The 15,290-nt window shown below is 73.6% G+C and carries 15 protein-coding genes; 9 read left to right on the top strand and 6 right to left on the bottom strand.

All coding sequences use genetic code 11. The features are described 5' to 3' along the window. Positions 1–14: 14 nt before the first annotated feature. Positions 15–596 carry a Uma2 family endonuclease gene (locus ACH4F2_RS08235; protein WP_398132096.1) on the bottom strand — a complete coding sequence of 194 codons (582 nt, stop codon included), beginning with the start codon at positions 594–596 and terminating at the stop codon, positions 15–17. 174 nt (positions 597–770) lie between these two features. Here ACH4F2_RS08235 and ACH4F2_RS08230 point away from each other — a divergent pair, with 174 nt between their 5' ends. The 4 genes from ACH4F2_RS08230 (at position 771) to eda (ending at position 3,715) form a co-directional block, all read left to right on the top strand. Then, the gene (locus tag ACH4F2_RS08230) at positions 771–1,532 is read left to right on the top strand and encodes a MerR family transcriptional regulator (protein WP_398131886.1); all 762 of its coding nucleotides are present in this window, start codon (positions 771–773) and stop codon (positions 1,530–1,532) included. Beyond that, positions 1,529–2,125, top strand: a complete 597-nt coding sequence (locus ACH4F2_RS08225; RefSeq protein WP_398131885.1) for a hypothetical protein — start codon at positions 1,529–1,531, stop codon at positions 2,123–2,125. Before ACH4F2_RS08230 ends, ACH4F2_RS08225 begins: the two co-directional genes overlap by 4 nt. 51 nt (positions 2,126–2,176) lie before the next feature. Continuing rightward, on the top strand, positions 2,177–2,959 hold the full coding sequence (gene yaaA, locus ACH4F2_RS08220; protein WP_398131884.1) for a peroxide stress protein YaaA: 783 nt from the start codon (positions 2,177–2,179) through the stop codon (positions 2,957–2,959). Positions 2,960–3,046: 87 nt separating this feature from the next. After that, on the top strand, positions 3,047–3,715 hold the full coding sequence (eda, locus tag ACH4F2_RS08215) for a bifunctional 4-hydroxy-2-oxoglutarate aldolase/2-dehydro-3-deoxy-phosphogluconate aldolase (RefSeq protein WP_398131883.1): 669 nt from the start codon (positions 3,047–3,049) through the stop codon (positions 3,713–3,715). Here the strand turns inward: eda and ACH4F2_RS08210 are convergent. From ACH4F2_RS08210 to ACH4F2_RS08200, 3 genes are all read right to left on the bottom strand, one after another. Next, the gene (locus ACH4F2_RS08210; protein WP_398131882.1) at positions 3,690–5,003 is read right to left on the bottom strand and encodes a bifunctional RNase H/acid phosphatase; all 1,314 of its coding nucleotides are present in this window, start codon (positions 5,001–5,003) and stop codon (positions 3,690–3,692) included. The two genes, eda and ACH4F2_RS08210, sit on opposite strands and share 26 nt — an antisense overlap. A 132-nt stretch (positions 5,004–5,135) precedes the next feature. Then, positions 5,136–5,879, bottom strand: a complete 744-nt coding sequence (locus tag ACH4F2_RS08205) for a zinc ribbon domain-containing protein (protein WP_398132095.1) — start codon at positions 5,877–5,879, stop codon at positions 5,136–5,138. Continuing rightward, on the bottom strand, positions 5,876–6,733 hold the full coding sequence (locus ACH4F2_RS08200; RefSeq protein ID WP_398131881.1) for a Nif3-like dinuclear metal center hexameric protein: 858 nt from the start codon (positions 6,731–6,733) through the stop codon (positions 5,876–5,878). Before ACH4F2_RS08200 ends, ACH4F2_RS08205 begins: the two co-directional genes overlap by 4 nt. 197 nt (positions 6,734–6,930) lie before the next feature. Between ACH4F2_RS08200 and ACH4F2_RS08195 the strand changes: the two genes are divergently transcribed. Both ACH4F2_RS08195 and ACH4F2_RS08190 read left to right on the top strand, forming a co-directional pair. Beyond that, entirely contained in the window at positions 6,931–8,169 is a 1,239-nt protein-coding gene (locus ACH4F2_RS08195) for a hypothetical protein (RefSeq protein WP_398131880.1), read from the top strand. A 97-nt stretch (positions 8,170–8,266) separates the two neighbouring features. Beyond that, positions 8,267–8,437 (top strand): hypothetical protein, encoded by a 171-nt coding sequence (locus ACH4F2_RS08190; protein ID WP_398131879.1) that lies wholly within the window; start codon positions 8,267–8,269, stop codon positions 8,435–8,437. A 142-nt stretch (positions 8,438–8,579) separates the two neighbouring features. On the opposite strand, the gene ACH4F2_RS08185 is transcribed toward ACH4F2_RS08190, so the two are convergent. Then, positions 8,580–9,485: a MaoC/PaaZ C-terminal domain-containing protein gene (locus ACH4F2_RS08185; protein WP_398131878.1), complete on the bottom strand. Its 906-nt coding sequence runs from the start codon at positions 9,483–9,485 to the stop codon at positions 8,580–8,582. 371 nt (positions 9,486–9,856) lie between these two features. After that, a complete protein-coding gene (locus ACH4F2_RS08180; RefSeq protein ID WP_398131877.1) occupies positions 9,857–11,299 on the bottom strand; it encodes an MFS transporter in 1,443 nt (480 codons plus the stop codon). A 357-nt stretch (positions 11,300–11,656) separates the two neighbouring features. Here ACH4F2_RS08180 and ACH4F2_RS08175 point away from each other — a divergent pair, with 357 nt between their 5' ends. The 3 genes from ACH4F2_RS08175 to ACH4F2_RS08165 all read left to right on the top strand — a co-directional run bounded on the left by ACH4F2_RS08175 (position 11,657) and on the right by ACH4F2_RS08165 (position 15,238). Beyond that, positions 11,657–13,441, top strand: coding sequence for an MFS transporter (locus ACH4F2_RS08175; protein WP_398131876.1), 1,785 nt, complete (start codon positions 11,657–11,659; stop codon positions 13,439–13,441). 113 nt (positions 13,442–13,554) lie between these two features. Further along, positions 13,555–14,205 (top strand): class I SAM-dependent methyltransferase, encoded by a 651-nt coding sequence (locus ACH4F2_RS08170; protein ID WP_398131875.1) that lies wholly within the window; start codon positions 13,555–13,557, stop codon positions 14,203–14,205. A 22-nt stretch (positions 14,206–14,227) separates the two neighbouring features. After that, the gene (locus ACH4F2_RS08165; RefSeq protein WP_398131874.1) at positions 14,228–15,238 is read left to right on the top strand and encodes an N-acetylmuramoyl-L-alanine amidase; all 1,011 of its coding nucleotides are present in this window, start codon (positions 14,228–14,230) and stop codon (positions 15,236–15,238) included. Positions 15,239–15,290 lie beyond the last annotated feature (52 nt).

Here is a 15,290-nt window from a genome sequence, read left to right as displayed (position 1 = left end):
CTGCCCCAACGGGATCAGAGGAAGTCCGCGGTGTCCAGTTCGAAGGCGAAGGGGGCGGGGAGGGTGAGCGGCTTGCCGAGGGGACGGGTGCGGTGCTCTCGGTAGTCGTCTCGGTGGTCGATCCTTTCCGGGGTGCTGAAGAGCGTGATCGAGGACGCCTGTCGGTCGACCAGCAGGTAGAGGGGAATGCCGCCACCGGCGTAGCAGCGGCGCTTGGCCTCGCGGTCGGCATGGGGCTTGCTGGACGTCACCTCCAGGACCATGGCGACGCCATGACAGGGCATCCAGGGATCCGCGCCGCGATACAGACGTAGTCCCGTAGGCGCGAAAGTGCCGTCGGGGATGACGTGGTCCATCGGACAGTCGAGTCCGCCCCTGAGCTTCAGGCCCTTGTTCCCGGAGAACTGCATGTCGGTCCGCGACTTCCTGATCACCTGGCTCACGATCAGCCCGATGTAGTCCTCGTGATCCCCGTCCGGCGGCGGCGTCACAACGATCTCCCCCTCGATCAGCTCGGCCCGGAAGCCCTCCGGCGTGTCCAGGGCGAGGAAGCCCTCCAGCAGGACATCCGCCTGCGTCAGCGGCTCATGGGCCATGGCAGTCATGTCACGCCCCTCCTTCGGTCGCTCGCCAGACTGGGACATCGGCTGATCACCTGTCCGAGAGATCGGAAACCGTTCCCTCGATCGTGGCACACGATCACGCCCGCCGTCGGAAGCCGGTCCCGCCACGCTTGACCCTGCCGCAACGTCAACGTCTCTACTGGGGTCATGCGAATCGGAGAACTCGCCGACGCCGTCGGCGTCACCACGCGGACCGTGCGGCACTACCACCACCAGGGCCTGCTGCCCGAGCCGGAACGGCTGGCCAACGGATATCGGACGTACACCCTGCGGCACGTCGTCGTGCTCGCCCGGATCCGGCGGCTGACCGAGCTGGGGCTCGGGCTGGCGGAGGTGCGGGACGTGCTCGCGGACGAGGCCGGGAAGGATCTGGCCGAGGTGCTGGAGGAACTGGACGCGGATCTGGCGCGGCAGGAGGCGGCGATCCGGGAGCGCCGGACGCGGTTGCGGGCGCTGCTGGGGACGGAGGGCGGGCTGCCGCCCGAGGGGCCGGTCTCGGCGGAGCTGGCCGAGCTCTTCGCCGGTATGGGGGACGTCTCCGGTTCCCCCATGGCCGTACGGGACCGGGAGATGCTGGCGCTGCTGGAGAGCACGGTGGCACCTCAGGACCGGGAGGGGCTGCTGGCCGCGGTGCGCGGCGCCCTGGGCTCGCCGGAGGCGATGGCGCGGGCCCACCGTGCCTACGCGCTGCTCGACGAGCTGGCGGACGCCGCCGTCGACGATCCGCGCGTCGCGGAGGCGGCCCGGGTGCTCGCCGACTGCCTGCCCGCGGAGCTGCTGCCCGAGGAGGACGTCGTACCGGACTCCGGCCACGGTTTCATGAGTGCCCTGTACGCCGACTTCGCGCCGGGTCAGGCGGAGGCGATCCGGCAGGCCATGGAGATCGCGTCGAGGGGGCGGCGGACATGAGGGTCCCGTACGCACTGGTGAGGCACGAGCTGCGGCTGCTGGCCGGCATGTTGCTGTGGGCGGCCCGGCGGACCGAGGGGACGGTGCCCGGCGGGACCGCCTTCGGGTACACGCGGGGGCAGGGCGCGATGACGCTCGGGCTGACGTTCGTGTGCGTGATCGAGACGGTGATGATGTCCCTGCTGCTGCGCGACTGGCCCACCGTGCACCTCGTGGTACTGGTCCTGGACGTGTACACCCTCGTCCTCGTGGTCGGGCTGCACGCCGCGTCCGTCGTCCGTCCGCACGTGCTGGACCCGGACGCCGGCACGCTGCGGATCCGCCGGGCCGCGCACGTGGACGTGCGGATACCGCTGGGGCGGATCACCTCCGTGCGGCGCGAGACGCGGGCCATGACCAAGCGGGCGGACGGTGAGCTCGATCTCGCCGTGGGTGCGCAGACCTCCGTCACCATCGAACTCGCCGAGCCCGTCCCCCACGTCACCCTCTTCGGCCGGCGGCGCGAGGTCCGTGTCGTGCGCTGCCACGCCGACGACGTCGGGGGGCTCGTACGGGCCGTCGAGCGGGCGCGGGAGGGGCACGCCGTACCCTGACCAGGAGCCCTGGAGTGGTGGAGTCCCGGGGCTCCGAGTGAAGGAGTACGTGTGCTTGTCCTGCTGCCCCCGTCGGAGGGGAAGGCCGCGTCCGGCCGCGGCGCCCCGCTGAAGCCGGAGTCGCTGTCCCTTCCGGGCCTGACCCCGGCCCGGGAGACCGTCCTCGGCGAACTGGTCGAGCTGTGCGCCGGTGACGAGGAGAAGGCGCGCGAGGTGCTCGGACTGAGCGAGGGGCTGCGCGGCGAGGTCGCGAAGAACACGGAGCTGCGGACGGCGGGGGCGCGTCCGGCCGGGGAGATCTACACCGGCGTGCTGTACGACGCCCTGGACCTGGCCTCGCTGGACCCGGCCGCCAGGAAGCGGGCCGCCCGTTCGCTGCTGGTGTTCTCCGGGCTGTGGGGCGCGGTGCGGGTGACCGACCGGATTCCCTCCTACCGGTGCTCGATGGGCGTGAAGCTCCCCGGGCTCGGGGCGCTGGGCGCGTACTGGCGTGCGCCGATGGCCGAGGTGCTGCCCGAGGCGGCCGGGGACGGGCTGGTGCTGGACCTGCGCTCGTCGGCGTACGCGGCGGCGTGGAAGCCGAAGGGGGAGGTGGCCGGGCGGACGGCGACCGTGCGGGTGCTGCACGCGCCGACCCGGAAGGTGGTCAGCCACTTCAACAAGGCGACCAAGGGGCGGATCGTACGGAGTCTGCTGACGTCCGCGAGCGCGCCCGACGGGCCCGCGGAGCTGGTGGAGGCGCTGCGGGACCTGGGGTACGAGGTGGAGGCCGAGGCTCCGGCGAAATCGGGCAAGCCGTGGTCTCTGGACGTGCTGGTGGCGGAGATCCACTGAGTCGGCCACCAGATCACCCTTCGCCCACCCGTTGCACATATCGCAACGGCGATTGCACAGGATGCTTCGCGGCGGCACGATGAGGGCATGACCTCTCCGCTGCCCTCCTCCCCCCACGCCTCGACGCCGTCGGTGCTGGATCTCGCGCCCGTCGTGCCCGTCGTGGTCGTCGACGACCTCGCCGACGCCGTGCCGCTCGCCCGGGCGCTCGTCGCCGGCGGGCTGCCCGCGATCGAGGTGACGCTGCGGACACCGGTCGCGCTCGACGCGATCCGCGCGATCGCCGGCGAGGTGCCGGGCGCGGTGGTCGGCGCGGGTACGGTCATCACGCCGGAGCAGGTCGGGGAGGTCGTGGCGGCCGGGGCGCGGTTCCTGGTCAGCCCGGGGTGGACGGACGCGCTGCTGGCGGCGATGCGGGCGTCCGGGGTGCCGTTCCTGCCGGGGGTGTCGACCACGTCGGAGGTGGTGGCGCTGCTGGAGCGCGGGGTGCGGGAGATGAAGTTCTTCCCGGCCGAGGCCGCCGGCGGCACCGCCTACCTCAAGGCGCTCGCCGCCCCGCTGCCGCAGGCCCGCTTCTGCCCGACCGGCGGTATCGGCCCGGCCTCCGCGCCGGAGTACCTGGCGCTGCCCAACGTCGGCTGTGTCGGGGGCAGCTGGATGCTTCCGAAGGACGCGGTGACCGGCCGTGACTGGGGGCGCGTGGAGGCGCTGGCCCGTGCGGCGGCGGGGCTCAGCGCAGGTGGGACGTGTCGTTGAACAGCCGGACGCTCGCGCCGCCGTCCGCGTAGTACGCCACCGCGGACAGCGAGGCCGCCGACAGTTCCATGCGGAACAACGACTCGGGCGGGGCGCCCAGGGCGAGCCGTACGAACGTCTTGATCGGCGTCACGTGGGAGACCAGCAGCACCGTGCGGCCCGCGTGCGCCGCGGCCAGCCGGTCGCGGGTGGCGGCGACCCTGGCGCCGGTCGCCGCGAAGCTCTCGCCGCCACCGGTCGGCTCGGCGTCCGGGGAGGAGAGCCAGGCGTCCATGTCCTCGGGATACCGCTCGCGCACCTCGCCGAAGGTGAGCCCTTCCCAGGCACCGAAGTCGGTCTCCCGCAGCCCCTCCTCGACCGTCACCTCCAGCCCGAGGCGGGCGGCGACGATCCCCGCCGTCTCGCGGGTGCGGGCCAGCGGGGACGCCACGACCGCCTGGATGGTGCCGCGCCGGGCGAGGCTCTCGGCGACCTTCTCGGCCTGCTCCCGGCCGACGGACGACAGGGACGGGTCGCTGCCGCCGCTTCCGGAGAACCGCTTCTGCGGGGTGAGCGGCGTCTCGCCGTGCCGGAGCAGGACGAAGGTGGCGGGGGTGCCCATGTCGGGGGGTCCCCAGCCGGGCGAGGCCACGGTCTTCGCGGCCCGCACGTCGGCAGCGGCTGTGGCTGTGGAGGGGCGGGGCGCATCGGTGGTCTCGGCGTCCGCCGTCCGGGCCGTCTGAGCGACACGTTCGCCCGCGGCGGCACCGCCACCGGCCTCGGCGGCGCCTCGCTCCGCGTCCGCGTCGGCCGCCGCGGGCCGGGCGCCGCCCGTCTCCGGTTCCGCCGTCGACGTGGACGCGGACCACTGCTCGCCGCGGGCGCCCGCGTCCATCGCCTCGTTGGCCAAACGGTCGGCGTGCTTGTTGCTCGCGCGGGGGATCCACTCGTACGTCACCCGACCCGGCGGGAAGACGCGCGCCGCCTCGGCGGCCAGCGGCTTCATGTCGGGGTGCTTGATCTTCCAGCGGCCCGACATCTGCTCCACGACGAGCTTGGAGTCCATACGGACGTGGACGCGCGCGTCCGGGTCCAGCTCCCTCGCCGCGCGCAGACCGGCCAGCAGACCCCGGTACTCGGCGACGTTGTTCGTGACGACCCCGAGGTACTCGGCGGCCTCGGCCAGGGTCTGCCCGGTCGCCGCGTCCAGGACCACGGCTCCGTAGCCCGCGGGCCCCGGGTTGCCCCGCGACCCGCCGTCCGCCTCGACGACGAACTCCCGCCCCGGGACCGCCGCCGGACCTGCCACGGGGCCCGCCGCCGGACCTGTCGCCGGGGCCGCCACTGGACGCGCCGCGGGATCTCCCGTCGGGCCCGCCACCGGACCTGCCGCGAGATCTCCCGTCGGGCCCGCCACCGGATCTGCCACCGGACAGGCCCCTTACAGCCCGGAGTCGGCCGTGCGCACCAGGATGCGGCGGCAGTTCTCGCAGCGTACGACCGTGTCGGGCGCCGCCGAGCGGATCTCGCTCAGCTCGGTGATCGCCAGCTCCTGGCGGCACCCCTGGCAGCTGCGCTGGTACAGCTTGGCCGCGCCGACGCCGCCCTGCTGCTCGCGCAGCTTCTCGTAGACCTTCAGCAGGTCCGCGGGGACCGAGCCCGCGATGACCTCACGCTCCTTGGTCACCGAGGCCGCCTCGCCGTCCAGCTCCTCGACGGCGGCGTCCCGGCGCGCGACGGCGTCGTCGGTCTTGCCCTGCACCGCGCCGACCCGCTCGGTCAGCTCGGCGACCCGCTCCTGCGCGGACTCGCGGCGCTCCATCACCTCCAGGACGATGTCCTCGAGGTCGCCCTGCCGCTTGGCGAGGGAGGCGATCTCGCGCTGGAGGTTCTCCAGGTCCTTCGGGGAGGTGACGGCGCCCGAGTCAAGGCGCTGCTGGTCGCGGGTGGCGCGCTGGCGCACCTGGTCCACGTCCTGCTCGGCCTTGGTCTGCTCGCGGGCGCAGTCGCTCTCCTCGGTCTGCGCGGCCACGAGCAGGTCGCGCAGCTGCGTGAGGTCCTTGGTCAGCGACTCGATCTCGGCGTGCTCGGGCAGCGACCGGCGCTTGTGCGCGAGCTGCTGGAGCCGCACGTCGAGGCCCTGGACATCGAGGAGTCGGATCTGGTCGGCGGGCGCGGCTTTCAGTTGGGGGCTCCCATTGAGTCGGAGGTCGGGGCGGACGCCGCGTGGGCGGTCCAGGGGTCGGTGACCGTCTTGGAGACGTGGACCCGGAGGTCCCAGCCGTTGCGGTCGGAGATCTCGTCGAGCTGGGCGGCGGCCAGCTCGCACCAGGGCCACTCGGTGGCCCAGTGCGCCGCGTCGAGCAGCGCGAGGGGACTGTGGGCGCGGGCCTCCGACACCGGGTGGTGGCGCAGGTCCGCGGTGAGGAAGGCGTCGACGCCGGCCGCGCGCACGTGGTCGAAGAGGCTGTCGCCGGAGCCGCCGCTGACGGCGACCGTGCGGACGGTCGCGTCCGGGTCGCCGGCGACGCGGATGCCCTGCGCGGTGGCGGGCAGCCGCTCGGCGGCACGGGCGGCGAGCTCGCGGACGGTCAGCGGGTGCTCCAGCTCGCACACCCTGCCGAGGCCCCGACGTCCGTCCGGGTCGGCCGGGTCGGGCACCAGGGGCCGTACGACGCGCAGGTCGAGGGCGCCGGCCAGTGCGTCGGAGACGCCCGGGTCGGCGGTGTCGGCGTTGGTGTGGGCGACGTGCAGCGCGATGTCGTTCTTGATGAGCGTGTGCACCACGCGGCCCTTGAAGGTGGACGCCGCGACCGTCGTCGTCCCCCGCAGATACAGCGGGTGATGGGTGACGAGCAGGTCGGCGCCCAGCTTGACCGCCTCGTCGACGATGCTCCGGACCGGGTCGACGGCGAACAGGACCCGGGAGACCTCCTGGCCGGGATCGCCCACGACGGTGCCGACCGCGTCCCAGGACTCGGCCCGCTCGGCGGGCCACAGGTTGTCCAGCGCGGCGATGACTTCTGACAGACGGGGCACGGATGCAAGGCTACCTGGAGGTTCTGTGCCGCTGTACCCGCAGCGTGCCCCCGCGGTCGCACCGCTCCTGCGCAGCACACGCGCCGCCCTTCTCTCAGGCGAATCGTTCCTGTGCCACACGTATGTGTGATGGGGACTGTCGCCGGTCCCCCGGCCGTGCGTACGAAACTAGCTTCGTCGCTGGAGGTGACCGAACGATGACGGTCTGTGCAATCGAGCCTTCGGCGAACCCCGGGAACGGCGGCCCCCCGCGGGCGGCCTGCAGCATCACCGCTCAGGGCGCCTACGCCGCGCGCCTCACCCTGAGCGGAGACTCCTGGTACCCGGAGCGCTGGACCCTGGACGGCCCCGAACCGTACGCGGTGCCGCTGCCCGGCAATCAGCCGGAGGAGCCCGGCACCGAGGTGCAGCCGATGGGTGACGGACGGGTCCTGGTCCACCGCGTCGCGGCCGGACGGCACGTTTTCTCGCTGCTGTACCCGACCGGGCCCGGCACCGGCGAGCTGCCGCTCGGCGCGGTCGAGTGCCCGTCGGACACCACCGCGCTGCGGCTGCTGCCGCCGGCCCCGGACGGCGAGCGGGCATACGCCCTCGCGGTCGGCCCGCGTACGACGGTGCTGTGGCAGGTCGCCGGCGGCCTCTTCGGGCCTGAGCGGGCCGCCGAGATCCCCGGCCGGTGCTCGGGCGGGGCCTGGCTGGACCGCACGGGCCGGATACTGGCCGTGGACCGGGAGTCCGACGGGCGCACCAAGGCGGTCGTGGTGGACCTGGAGCGGGGCGGCGAGGTGTCCCCGCTGCTGCAGATCGCCGCGGACAGCGACGACCGGATACTGCTGGCCGACCCGGACAGCGGGCTGGCGCTGATCCGCTCGGACGCGCCCTCGCCGGGGCACGAGAGGCTCGGCTGGGGGGTGCTGGGCAGCACACTGCCGGTCCGCTTCCCGGAGTGCCTGCGGCTGCCGGACTGCGTCGTCACGCCGTTCGCGATTCAGCCCGGCCAGGCGCTCACGCCGGAGCGCTGCGCGGTGGCGCTGCGCCTGGACGGCGCGTTCGGCAGCTGGGTGGGGGTGTGGCGGCCCGCCGAGCGACGGGTGCGTCACCTGCCGGCCCCCGAGGGATGGCTGACGGGCGCCGGGCTGTGGACCGCGGACGGGGAACTGCGCCTGCCGTGCGCCACCCCGCAGTCGCCGTGCGGTGTGGCGCGGCTGACCGCACACGACGCGGGCGGCGGGCGGGCAGGGGACCCGGAGGGCGCGGAGCGGACGCGGGGCGCGGAAGGTGCGCGGGATACGGAGGGTGCGCGGGGTGCGGAGAATACGGAGGATATGACTCCGGGCGATCCGGAGGAAGCGGGCGGATCAGGCGCCCCGGCGTCCACGTCGACGCGCCCCGTACCCCTGCAACAGGCCCCGCTGGCACGGCTTGTAACGAAGTAGTGCCGGTTGGCGTGGTCGCCTGGATTCGGGCCGAGGTGTGTTGGTTACACTCGCCCGGCTGTAGGAAAGATCATGTTAACGGGGTGAATTCCTTCCGATGAACGACGCCAGCACGACCCAGCCGATGCAGGCCGACGGTGCCGACGTTCGCGAGACCGACACCGGCCACGGCCGGCACCGAGGACCGGTCTCCAGTCAGGACGGGGCGGCGGCTCCGCGGGGCCGCCACCGCAAGCCGGCCGAAGAGGCCGACTCAGCGGCGGCCTGACGGCACGCCAGGAGCGAGACACACGAAGCAGGAAGCAGCAAGCGGCTCCGGCCCCGTTCGTCACTGTGACGGGCGGGGCCGTTGTCGTCATCCGGTTGTCGTCATACGGTGTCGTCATCCGGTCGTCGTCATCCGGTCGTCGTCATCCGGCGTCGTCATCCGGTCGTCGTCCGAACCGGACGACGGTGTCGGCGAGGACCGGCGCGTCGTCCCGTTCCACGGCGCCCACCGCCACCCGCACCGTGCCGCCGTCCGCCGGCGCCGAGGCGGCGGACCGCCACATACGCACCCGCAGCCTCTCCCCCGGATACACGACGCCGACGAACCGCGTGCGGTACTCGCGCACCCGGGTCACGTCACCGTCCAGCAGCGTGTCGACGACCGACTTGAGCGTGCTCCCGTAGGTGCACAGCCCGTGCAGGACGGGCCGGCCGAAGCCGGCGCGCGCGGCGAACTCCGGGTCGGCGTGCAGGGGGTTCCAGTCGCCGGAGAGCCGGTAGAGCAGGGCCTGGTCCTCGCGTACGGGGCGCTCGGCCACGTGGTCCGGTGCCGTGGCGGGTGGCGGCGCCGGGCGTCCGGACGGCCCCCGTTCACCGCCCCAGCCGCCTTCCCCTCGTACGAAGATCTCGGCCTCGTCGGTCCACAGCGGTCCGTCCGCGTCGGTGACCTCGGTCCGCAGGACCAGGACGGCCGCCGTGCCCTTGTCGTACGCGGCGACGACGCGCGAGGCGGCGCGCGCCCGGCCCCGCACCGGAACGGGCCGGTGCGGGCGCAGGTACTGCCCGCCGTGCAGGACGCGGGTGAGGTCGACGTCGACACCGGGCATGGACAGCGCCCGGATCACGCCGGGCGGGCCGCCGCCCGCGACGGTGGCGAAGCTCGGCAGGACGTGCAGCCGGGACTCCAGGGTGTAGCGCAGCTCGCGGGGGTCGGTGGCGGGCAGGCCGGCGCCGATGCCGAGGTGGTAGAGCTGGACGTCCTTGTGGTCCCAGGCGATCTCGCGGACGCGGGGCGCGGCGGCGAGCGCCTGGGCTGCGTCGATGGGCATGGCTCTCCTGTCACCCCGGTACGCACGGCAGTCGTCCCGTCCGGTACCGGCACCCGTCGTCCCGGTACCGCCGCCCCCTCCGTCCCGTCCGGTACCGGCATCCGTCGTCCCGGTACCGCCGGCACCCGCCGTCCCGTCCGGTACCGGCATCCGTCGTCCCGGTACCGCCGGCACCCGCCGTCCCGTCCGGTACCGGCATCCGTCGTCCCGGTACCGTCGGCACGGACAGCCATGACCGTACGGGACGCCGGCCACCCATGACACTCGTCCCGCCGGCCTCCGACACCCCCCACCGCTCGGATCCCAGCCGCGCCTACGCGCGCGCCCCGCGCTTCGTCCGCCGACCGCTGCCGCTCGGGTCCCAGCCGCGGCTACTCCCGCGCCCCGCGCTTCGTCCGCTCCCCCGGCGGCAGCCACACCCGCATCAGCACCGCCCCGGCGGCCAGCACCACCGCCGCCGTGCGGAACACCAGCGCGTACCCGTCCGTCAGCTCCCCGGGCCCGGCGTCCTCTCCCCCGGCCCGGGCCGCCGCGATCGTCGACATCACGGCGAGTCCCAGCGAACCGCCCATCGTCCGGGAGGTGTTGACCAGCCCGGAGACCAGTCCGGCGTCCCCGGCGGCCGCCCCGGAGATGGCCAGCGACGCCAGCGGAGTCGCCGCCAGCCCCGCGCCCAGCATCATCAGCACCCCGGGGATCATGATCGTGGTGACGTAGCCCCCGTCCGCGGTCATCGTCGACTGCCAGCCGAAGCCGACCGCCGCCACGAGCGTGCCCAGCACGGCCACGTTCCGCGCCCCGATCAGCGGCATGAACCGCGGTGCCGCCTTCGAGCCGAGGACCACCGCCAGCGAGCTGGGCACCAGGGCGAGTCCCGCCTCCAGCGGGGAGTAGCCCAGTACGTTCTGCGCGTACAGGGTCATGAAGAACCACATCGAGAACATCGACGAGCCGGACACCAGCATGGCCACGTTCGCCGACGCCACCGACCGCAGCCGCAGCAGCCCCAGCGGCATCAGCGGCGCCGCCGTCCGCGCCTCGACGAGGAGGAACAGCGCGAGCAGCGCGAGCCCGGCGAACAGCGGCACCAGCGTGGCGGCCGCCGCCCACCCGGAGGACTCGCTCTGCGAGATGCCGTAGGCCAGGGTGGCCAGCCCGGCGGTGACCAGCAGCGCGCCCGGCAGGTCGAGGCGCCGCCGCTCCCCCGCCCGGCTCTCGGTCAGCCAGTACACGGCGCCCGCCAGCACCACCGCGCCCACCGGCACGTTGATCAGGAGCACCCAGCGCCACGACAGCCCGTCCACCAGGACGCCGCCGACCAGGCCTCCCGCCGCACCGCCTCCCGCGCCCACGGCGGTCCAGGTCGCGATCGCCCGGGCCCGCGCGGCTCCCTCCGGCACCGCGGCGGTCAGGATCGTGAGCGTCGAGGGGGCGAGTACCGCCGCACCCAGTCCCTGCACGGCCCGTGCGAGCAGCAACTGCCAGCCCTCCTGGGCGAGTCCGCCGCCCAGCGAGGCCAGCGTGAACAGTCCGAGCCCGACCAGGAACATCCGTTTGCGCCCGTAGAGGTCCCCGGCCCGTCCGCCCAGCAGCATGAACCCGGCGAAGGCGATGGCGTAGGCGTTGACGACCCACTGCAGACCCTGCGCGCTCAGTCCGAGGTCGGTCCGCATCGACGGCAGGGCGACGTTGACGACGGACACGTCGAGCACGACCAGGAACTGTCCGGCGCACGCGAGCGCCACGACCAGCCAGGTGGGTGGCGTGCGGCGCGAGGATATTCGGGCGGTGTTCGTACCGGTGGCTTCGAGCATGGGCGTCATGGTCTCAACCCCGGTGCGCCCCTTGCATCGGGATTCGGTCCCAGACCGTCCTGGGCCCTCGGTCCCCGGCCCTCGGTCCCCGGCCCTCGGCCCTCGGCCCTCGGCCCTCGGTCCCGGAATTTCCGTCCAGTCCTGGGAATTGGACTCGGGCTCGGACTCGGGCTCGGGCTCGGACTCGGACTCGGGCTCGGGCTCGGGCTCGGGCTCGGACATTGCCTGGATGTGGACGCTCCCCAAAGAGAAGGTCAAGAATTCGTTAGGGACTCGAAGCAACGGAATAGTTGCCCTGGCGCACGAGGTTCAGCCTGCACACATCCGCCGACTCCCCCGGCCTGGAGGCCTCACTCAATGTCCGACACGACGACCGACGAGCCCGCCCGGAAAGCGAGCGGGGCCACCGTCCCGGTGCTCGCCTTCGCGGGCATCGTCGTCGCGGTGATGCAGACCCTGCTCGTCCCGGTCTTCAAGGACCTGCCCCGACTCCTGGACACGACACCCGGCAACGCCACCTGGGTCATGACCTCCACGCTCCTGTCCGGAGCCGTGGCCACGCCGATCATGGGCCGGCTCGGCGACCTCTTCGGCAAGCGCCGCATGCTGGTCGCCAGCCTCTCGGTGATGGTGGTGGGCGCGCTGGTCAGCGCGTTCACCGACGCCCTGCTCCCGATGATCGTCGGCCGTACCCTCCAGGGCTTCGCGATGGGCGCGATACCCCTCGGCATCGGCCTGATGCGCGACATGCTGCCCCGCGAGCGGCTCGGCTCCGCGATGGCACTGATGAGTTCCTCGATCGGCGTCGGCGGAGGCCTGGCGCTGCCCGCCGCGGCCCTGGTCGCGCAGCACACCGACTGGCACGCCCTGTTCTACGGCGCCGCCGGCCTCGGCGTCCTCGCCATCGCCCTGACCCTCGCCGTCGTACCGGAGTCCCCGCTGCGCGCCGAGGGGTCCTTCGACCTGCCGGGCGCGCTCGGTCTGACCGCCGGCCTGGTCCTCTTCCTCCTGCCGATCACGAAGGGCAGCGACTGGGGCTGGTCGTCGCCCACCACGCTCGGCCTGTTCGCCGCCGCCGTCGTGGTGCTGCTCCTGTGGGGCCTGATGGAACTGCGCGTCGCGGCCCCGCTGGTCGACCTGCGCACCACGGCCCGCCGCGAGGTCCTGCTCACCAACCTCGCCTCGATCATGGTCGGTGTCGCCTTCTACGTCGTCTCCCTGGTCCTGCCCCAGCTCCTCCAGCTGCCCTCCGAGACCGGTCACGGCCTCGGGCAGTCGATGGTCGTCGCGGGCCTGTGCGTGGCCCCGCTCGGCCTGACGATGATGTTCACGGCGCCGGTGTACGCCCGCCTGTCCGCCCGCTACGGCCCCCGGACGACCCTGCTCATCGGCCTGCTGGTCATCGCGATCGGCTACGGCGGCGGCCTCGGCCTGATGAGCGCCGCCTGGCAGACCGTCGTCACCTCGGTGCTGCTCGGCGCCGGCATCGGCCTCGCCTACTCCTCTCTGCCCGCGCTGATCATCGGCGCGGTCCCGGCCTCGGAGACGGGCGCGGCCAACGGCCTCAACACCCTGATGCGGTCCATCGGTACGTCGGTGTCGAGCGCCGTCATCGGCATGGTGCTCGCCAACACCGCGGACGACGTCGGCGGGGTCGCCGTCCCCACCATGCAGGGCTTCCGTATCTCCTTCCTGATCGCGACCGGCGCGGTCGCCGTCGGCCTGGCCCTGGCCTTCTTCCTCCCCCGCCGCCGCCCGGCCACGACCACCCAGCTGCGCGCGAGCAGCGAGGAGGACGCCAACCTGGCCCGCGCCGAACAGGCACTGGCCGGCAGGCCCGGCACCGGGACGGCCGTCGCCGGCGAGCCGGTGCGCGGCTTCCGCGGCCGGGTACTGGCCGCCGACGGCGCACCCGTGGCCCGCGCCAAGGTCACGCTGATCGACCGGCACGGCCGCCAGGCGGGCGCGACCCTCTCCGCCGGGGACGGAAGCTACGCCCTCGCCGTCCCCGCCCGGGGCCCGTACGTGCTGGCCGCCCGTGCCGCGGGCCACGGTCCGCTCGCCCACTCGGCGACGTACACCGGCGACGACCACCCGGTCGACCTGGACCTGTCCCTGCCGGGCGAGACGGTCTCCGCCTGAACCCTCCGCCCGGCCCACCCGTACCGGAGCGCCCGCACCCCCTGTTCGCATCGCGCGGCGGGGGGTGCGGCACCATGGGGCGCCGACACGCTCGTACCACCGGAAGGACCTCCATGTCCGCGGCACCCACCCCCGACACCCTGGCCGCCTTCGAGGCCGCGAAGGGGTTCATGCCCGCCCACGAGGGCCTCGCCCTGTACGCGGCGGCCGTGGAGGCCGGCGGGCTCGGGCTGCCGCTGCTGGAGGTCGGCACGTACTGCGGGCGCTCCACCGTCCTGCTCGCCGACGCCGCCCGCCGGGCCGGGGTCACCGCGCTCACCGTCGACCACCACCGGGGCAGCGAGGAGCAGCAGCCGGGCTGGGAGTACCACGACCCCGACACGGTCGACCCGGAGCTCGGTGTGATGGACACCCTCCCCGCCTTCCGCCGCACCCTCAACCGGGCCGGACTGGAGGAGCACGTCGTGGCCCTCGTCGGCCGCTCCCCCCAGGTCGCGGCGGTCTGGAACTCCCCCCTCGGCCTCGTCTTCGTCGACGGCGGCCACACCGACGAGCACGCGAACGCCGACTACGAGGGCTGGGCGCCGCACGTGGCCGACGGGGGCCTCCTGGTCATCCACGACGTCTTCCCGTACCCGGCCGACGAGTTCACCGGCCAGGCCCCGTACCGCGTGTACCTCAGGGCTCTCGCGTCCGGCGCGTTCACCGAAATCTCCGTGACCGACTCGCTGCGCGTGCTGCGGCGAACGGGAGCGGGGATCTGAGGGCGCGGTCTAGAGTCGCTGCGTGTCGTACACAGGCCCGGACTTCGATCCTCCCCAGCCCCGCCGTTCCCCGCTGCGCCGTCCGCTGACCGTGGCGATCGCCGCGCTCGTACCGGGGGCGCTGCTCGGGTGGGGGGTGTACGCGGCGGTCGGCGGCCCGGACGACGGGGGCGGCGGAGGCGGTACGGACCGTGCGGGCAGCGTGCGGACGTCGTCCGCGCCGTCCTCCAGTGGCCCGGTGTCCCCCACGGACGACGCCAAGAGGCCCACCGGCGCCTCCCCTTCCGCTTCTTCCTCTCCCTCTTCCTCCTCCACGGCTGGGAATCCGTCCGCGTCCGCGTCGAAGTCCGCGGCCTCCGGCCCCCTCAGGGGCAAGGTCGTTGTCATCGACCCGGGCCACAACCCGGGCAACTTCCAGCACGCCTCCGAGATCAACCGCAAGGTGAACGTCGGCACCCACTGGAAGGAGTGCGACACGACGGGCACGGCCACCGACGCGGGCTGGCCCGAGGCGGAGTTCACCCTCGACGTGGCCCACCGGCTGCGCACGCTCCTGGAGGCACAGGGCGCCACGGTGAGGCTGACGCAGGACGACGACCGTCCGTACGGGCCCTGCGTGGACGAGCGGGCCCGGATCGGCAACGAGGCGAAGGCGGACGCCGCGATCTCGATCCACGCCGACGGGTCGGGGGCCGGCAACCGCGGCTTCCACGTCATCCTGCCGGGCCCGGTGCACGACGGCGCCGCCGACACCCGCGCCATCGCCGCCCCCTCCGCCGAACTCGGCCAGCGCATCGCGGGCAACTTCGTCCGCGCCACGGGCAGCGCGCCCTCCAACTACGTCGGCGGCGGCACCGGTCTCGTCACGCGCACGGACCTCGGTGGTCTCAATCTGTCAACGGTTCCCAAGGTGTTCATCGAGTGCGGCAACATGCGCGATAGCAAGGACGCGGCATCGCTGACCAGCGGTGCCTGGCGGCAGAAGGCAGCGCACGGGATGTCTGAGGGAATCGTGAGTTTCCTGCGCGGGTAGTGATCAGCGCGCTCATCCCTGCGGACAGCTCCGAGGCGCGGACGATAGTGTC

The sequence above is a fragment of the Streptomyces sp. NPDC017890 genome, assembly GCF_044328675.1.
Lineage (GTDB): Bacteria > Actinomycetota > Actinomycetes > Streptomycetales > Streptomycetaceae > Streptomyces.
The sequence above is the reverse complement of the archived record's forward strand: the minus strand, read 5'-3'. Positions and strand labels throughout refer to the sequence as shown.

Coding starts and splice junctions, on each gene's coding strand:
- ACH4F2_RS08235 (WP_398132096.1), bottom strand. CDS start 596: ATGGCCCATGAGCCGCTGACGCAGGCGGATGTCCTGCTGGAGGGCTTC.
- ACH4F2_RS08230 (WP_398131886.1), top strand. CDS start 771: ATGCGAATCGGAGAACTCGCCGACGCCGTCGGCGTCACCACGCGGACC.
- ACH4F2_RS08225 (WP_398131885.1), top strand. CDS start 1,529: ATGAGGGTCCCGTACGCACTGGTGAGGCACGAGCTGCGGCTGCTGGCC.
- eda (WP_398131883.1), top strand. CDS start 3,047: ATGACCTCTCCGCTGCCCTCCTCCCCCCACGCCTCGACGCCGTCGGTG.
- ACH4F2_RS08195 (WP_398131880.1), top strand. CDS start 6,931: ATGACGGTCTGTGCAATCGAGCCTTCGGCGAACCCCGGGAACGGCGGC.
- ACH4F2_RS08190 (WP_398131879.1), top strand. CDS start 8,267: ATGAACGACGCCAGCACGACCCAGCCGATGCAGGCCGACGGTGCCGAC.
- ACH4F2_RS08185 (WP_398131878.1), bottom strand. CDS start 9,485: ATGCCCATCGACGCAGCCCAGGCGCTCGCCGCCGCGCCCCGCGTCCGC.
- ACH4F2_RS08180 (WP_398131877.1), bottom strand. CDS start 11,299: ATGCTCGAAGCCACCGGTACGAACACCGCCCGAATATCCTCGCGCCGC.
- ACH4F2_RS08175 (WP_398131876.1), top strand. CDS start 11,657: ATGTCCGACACGACGACCGACGAGCCCGCCCGGAAAGCGAGCGGGGCC.
- ACH4F2_RS08170 (WP_398131875.1), top strand. CDS start 13,555: ATGTCCGCGGCACCCACCCCCGACACCCTGGCCGCCTTCGAGGCCGCG.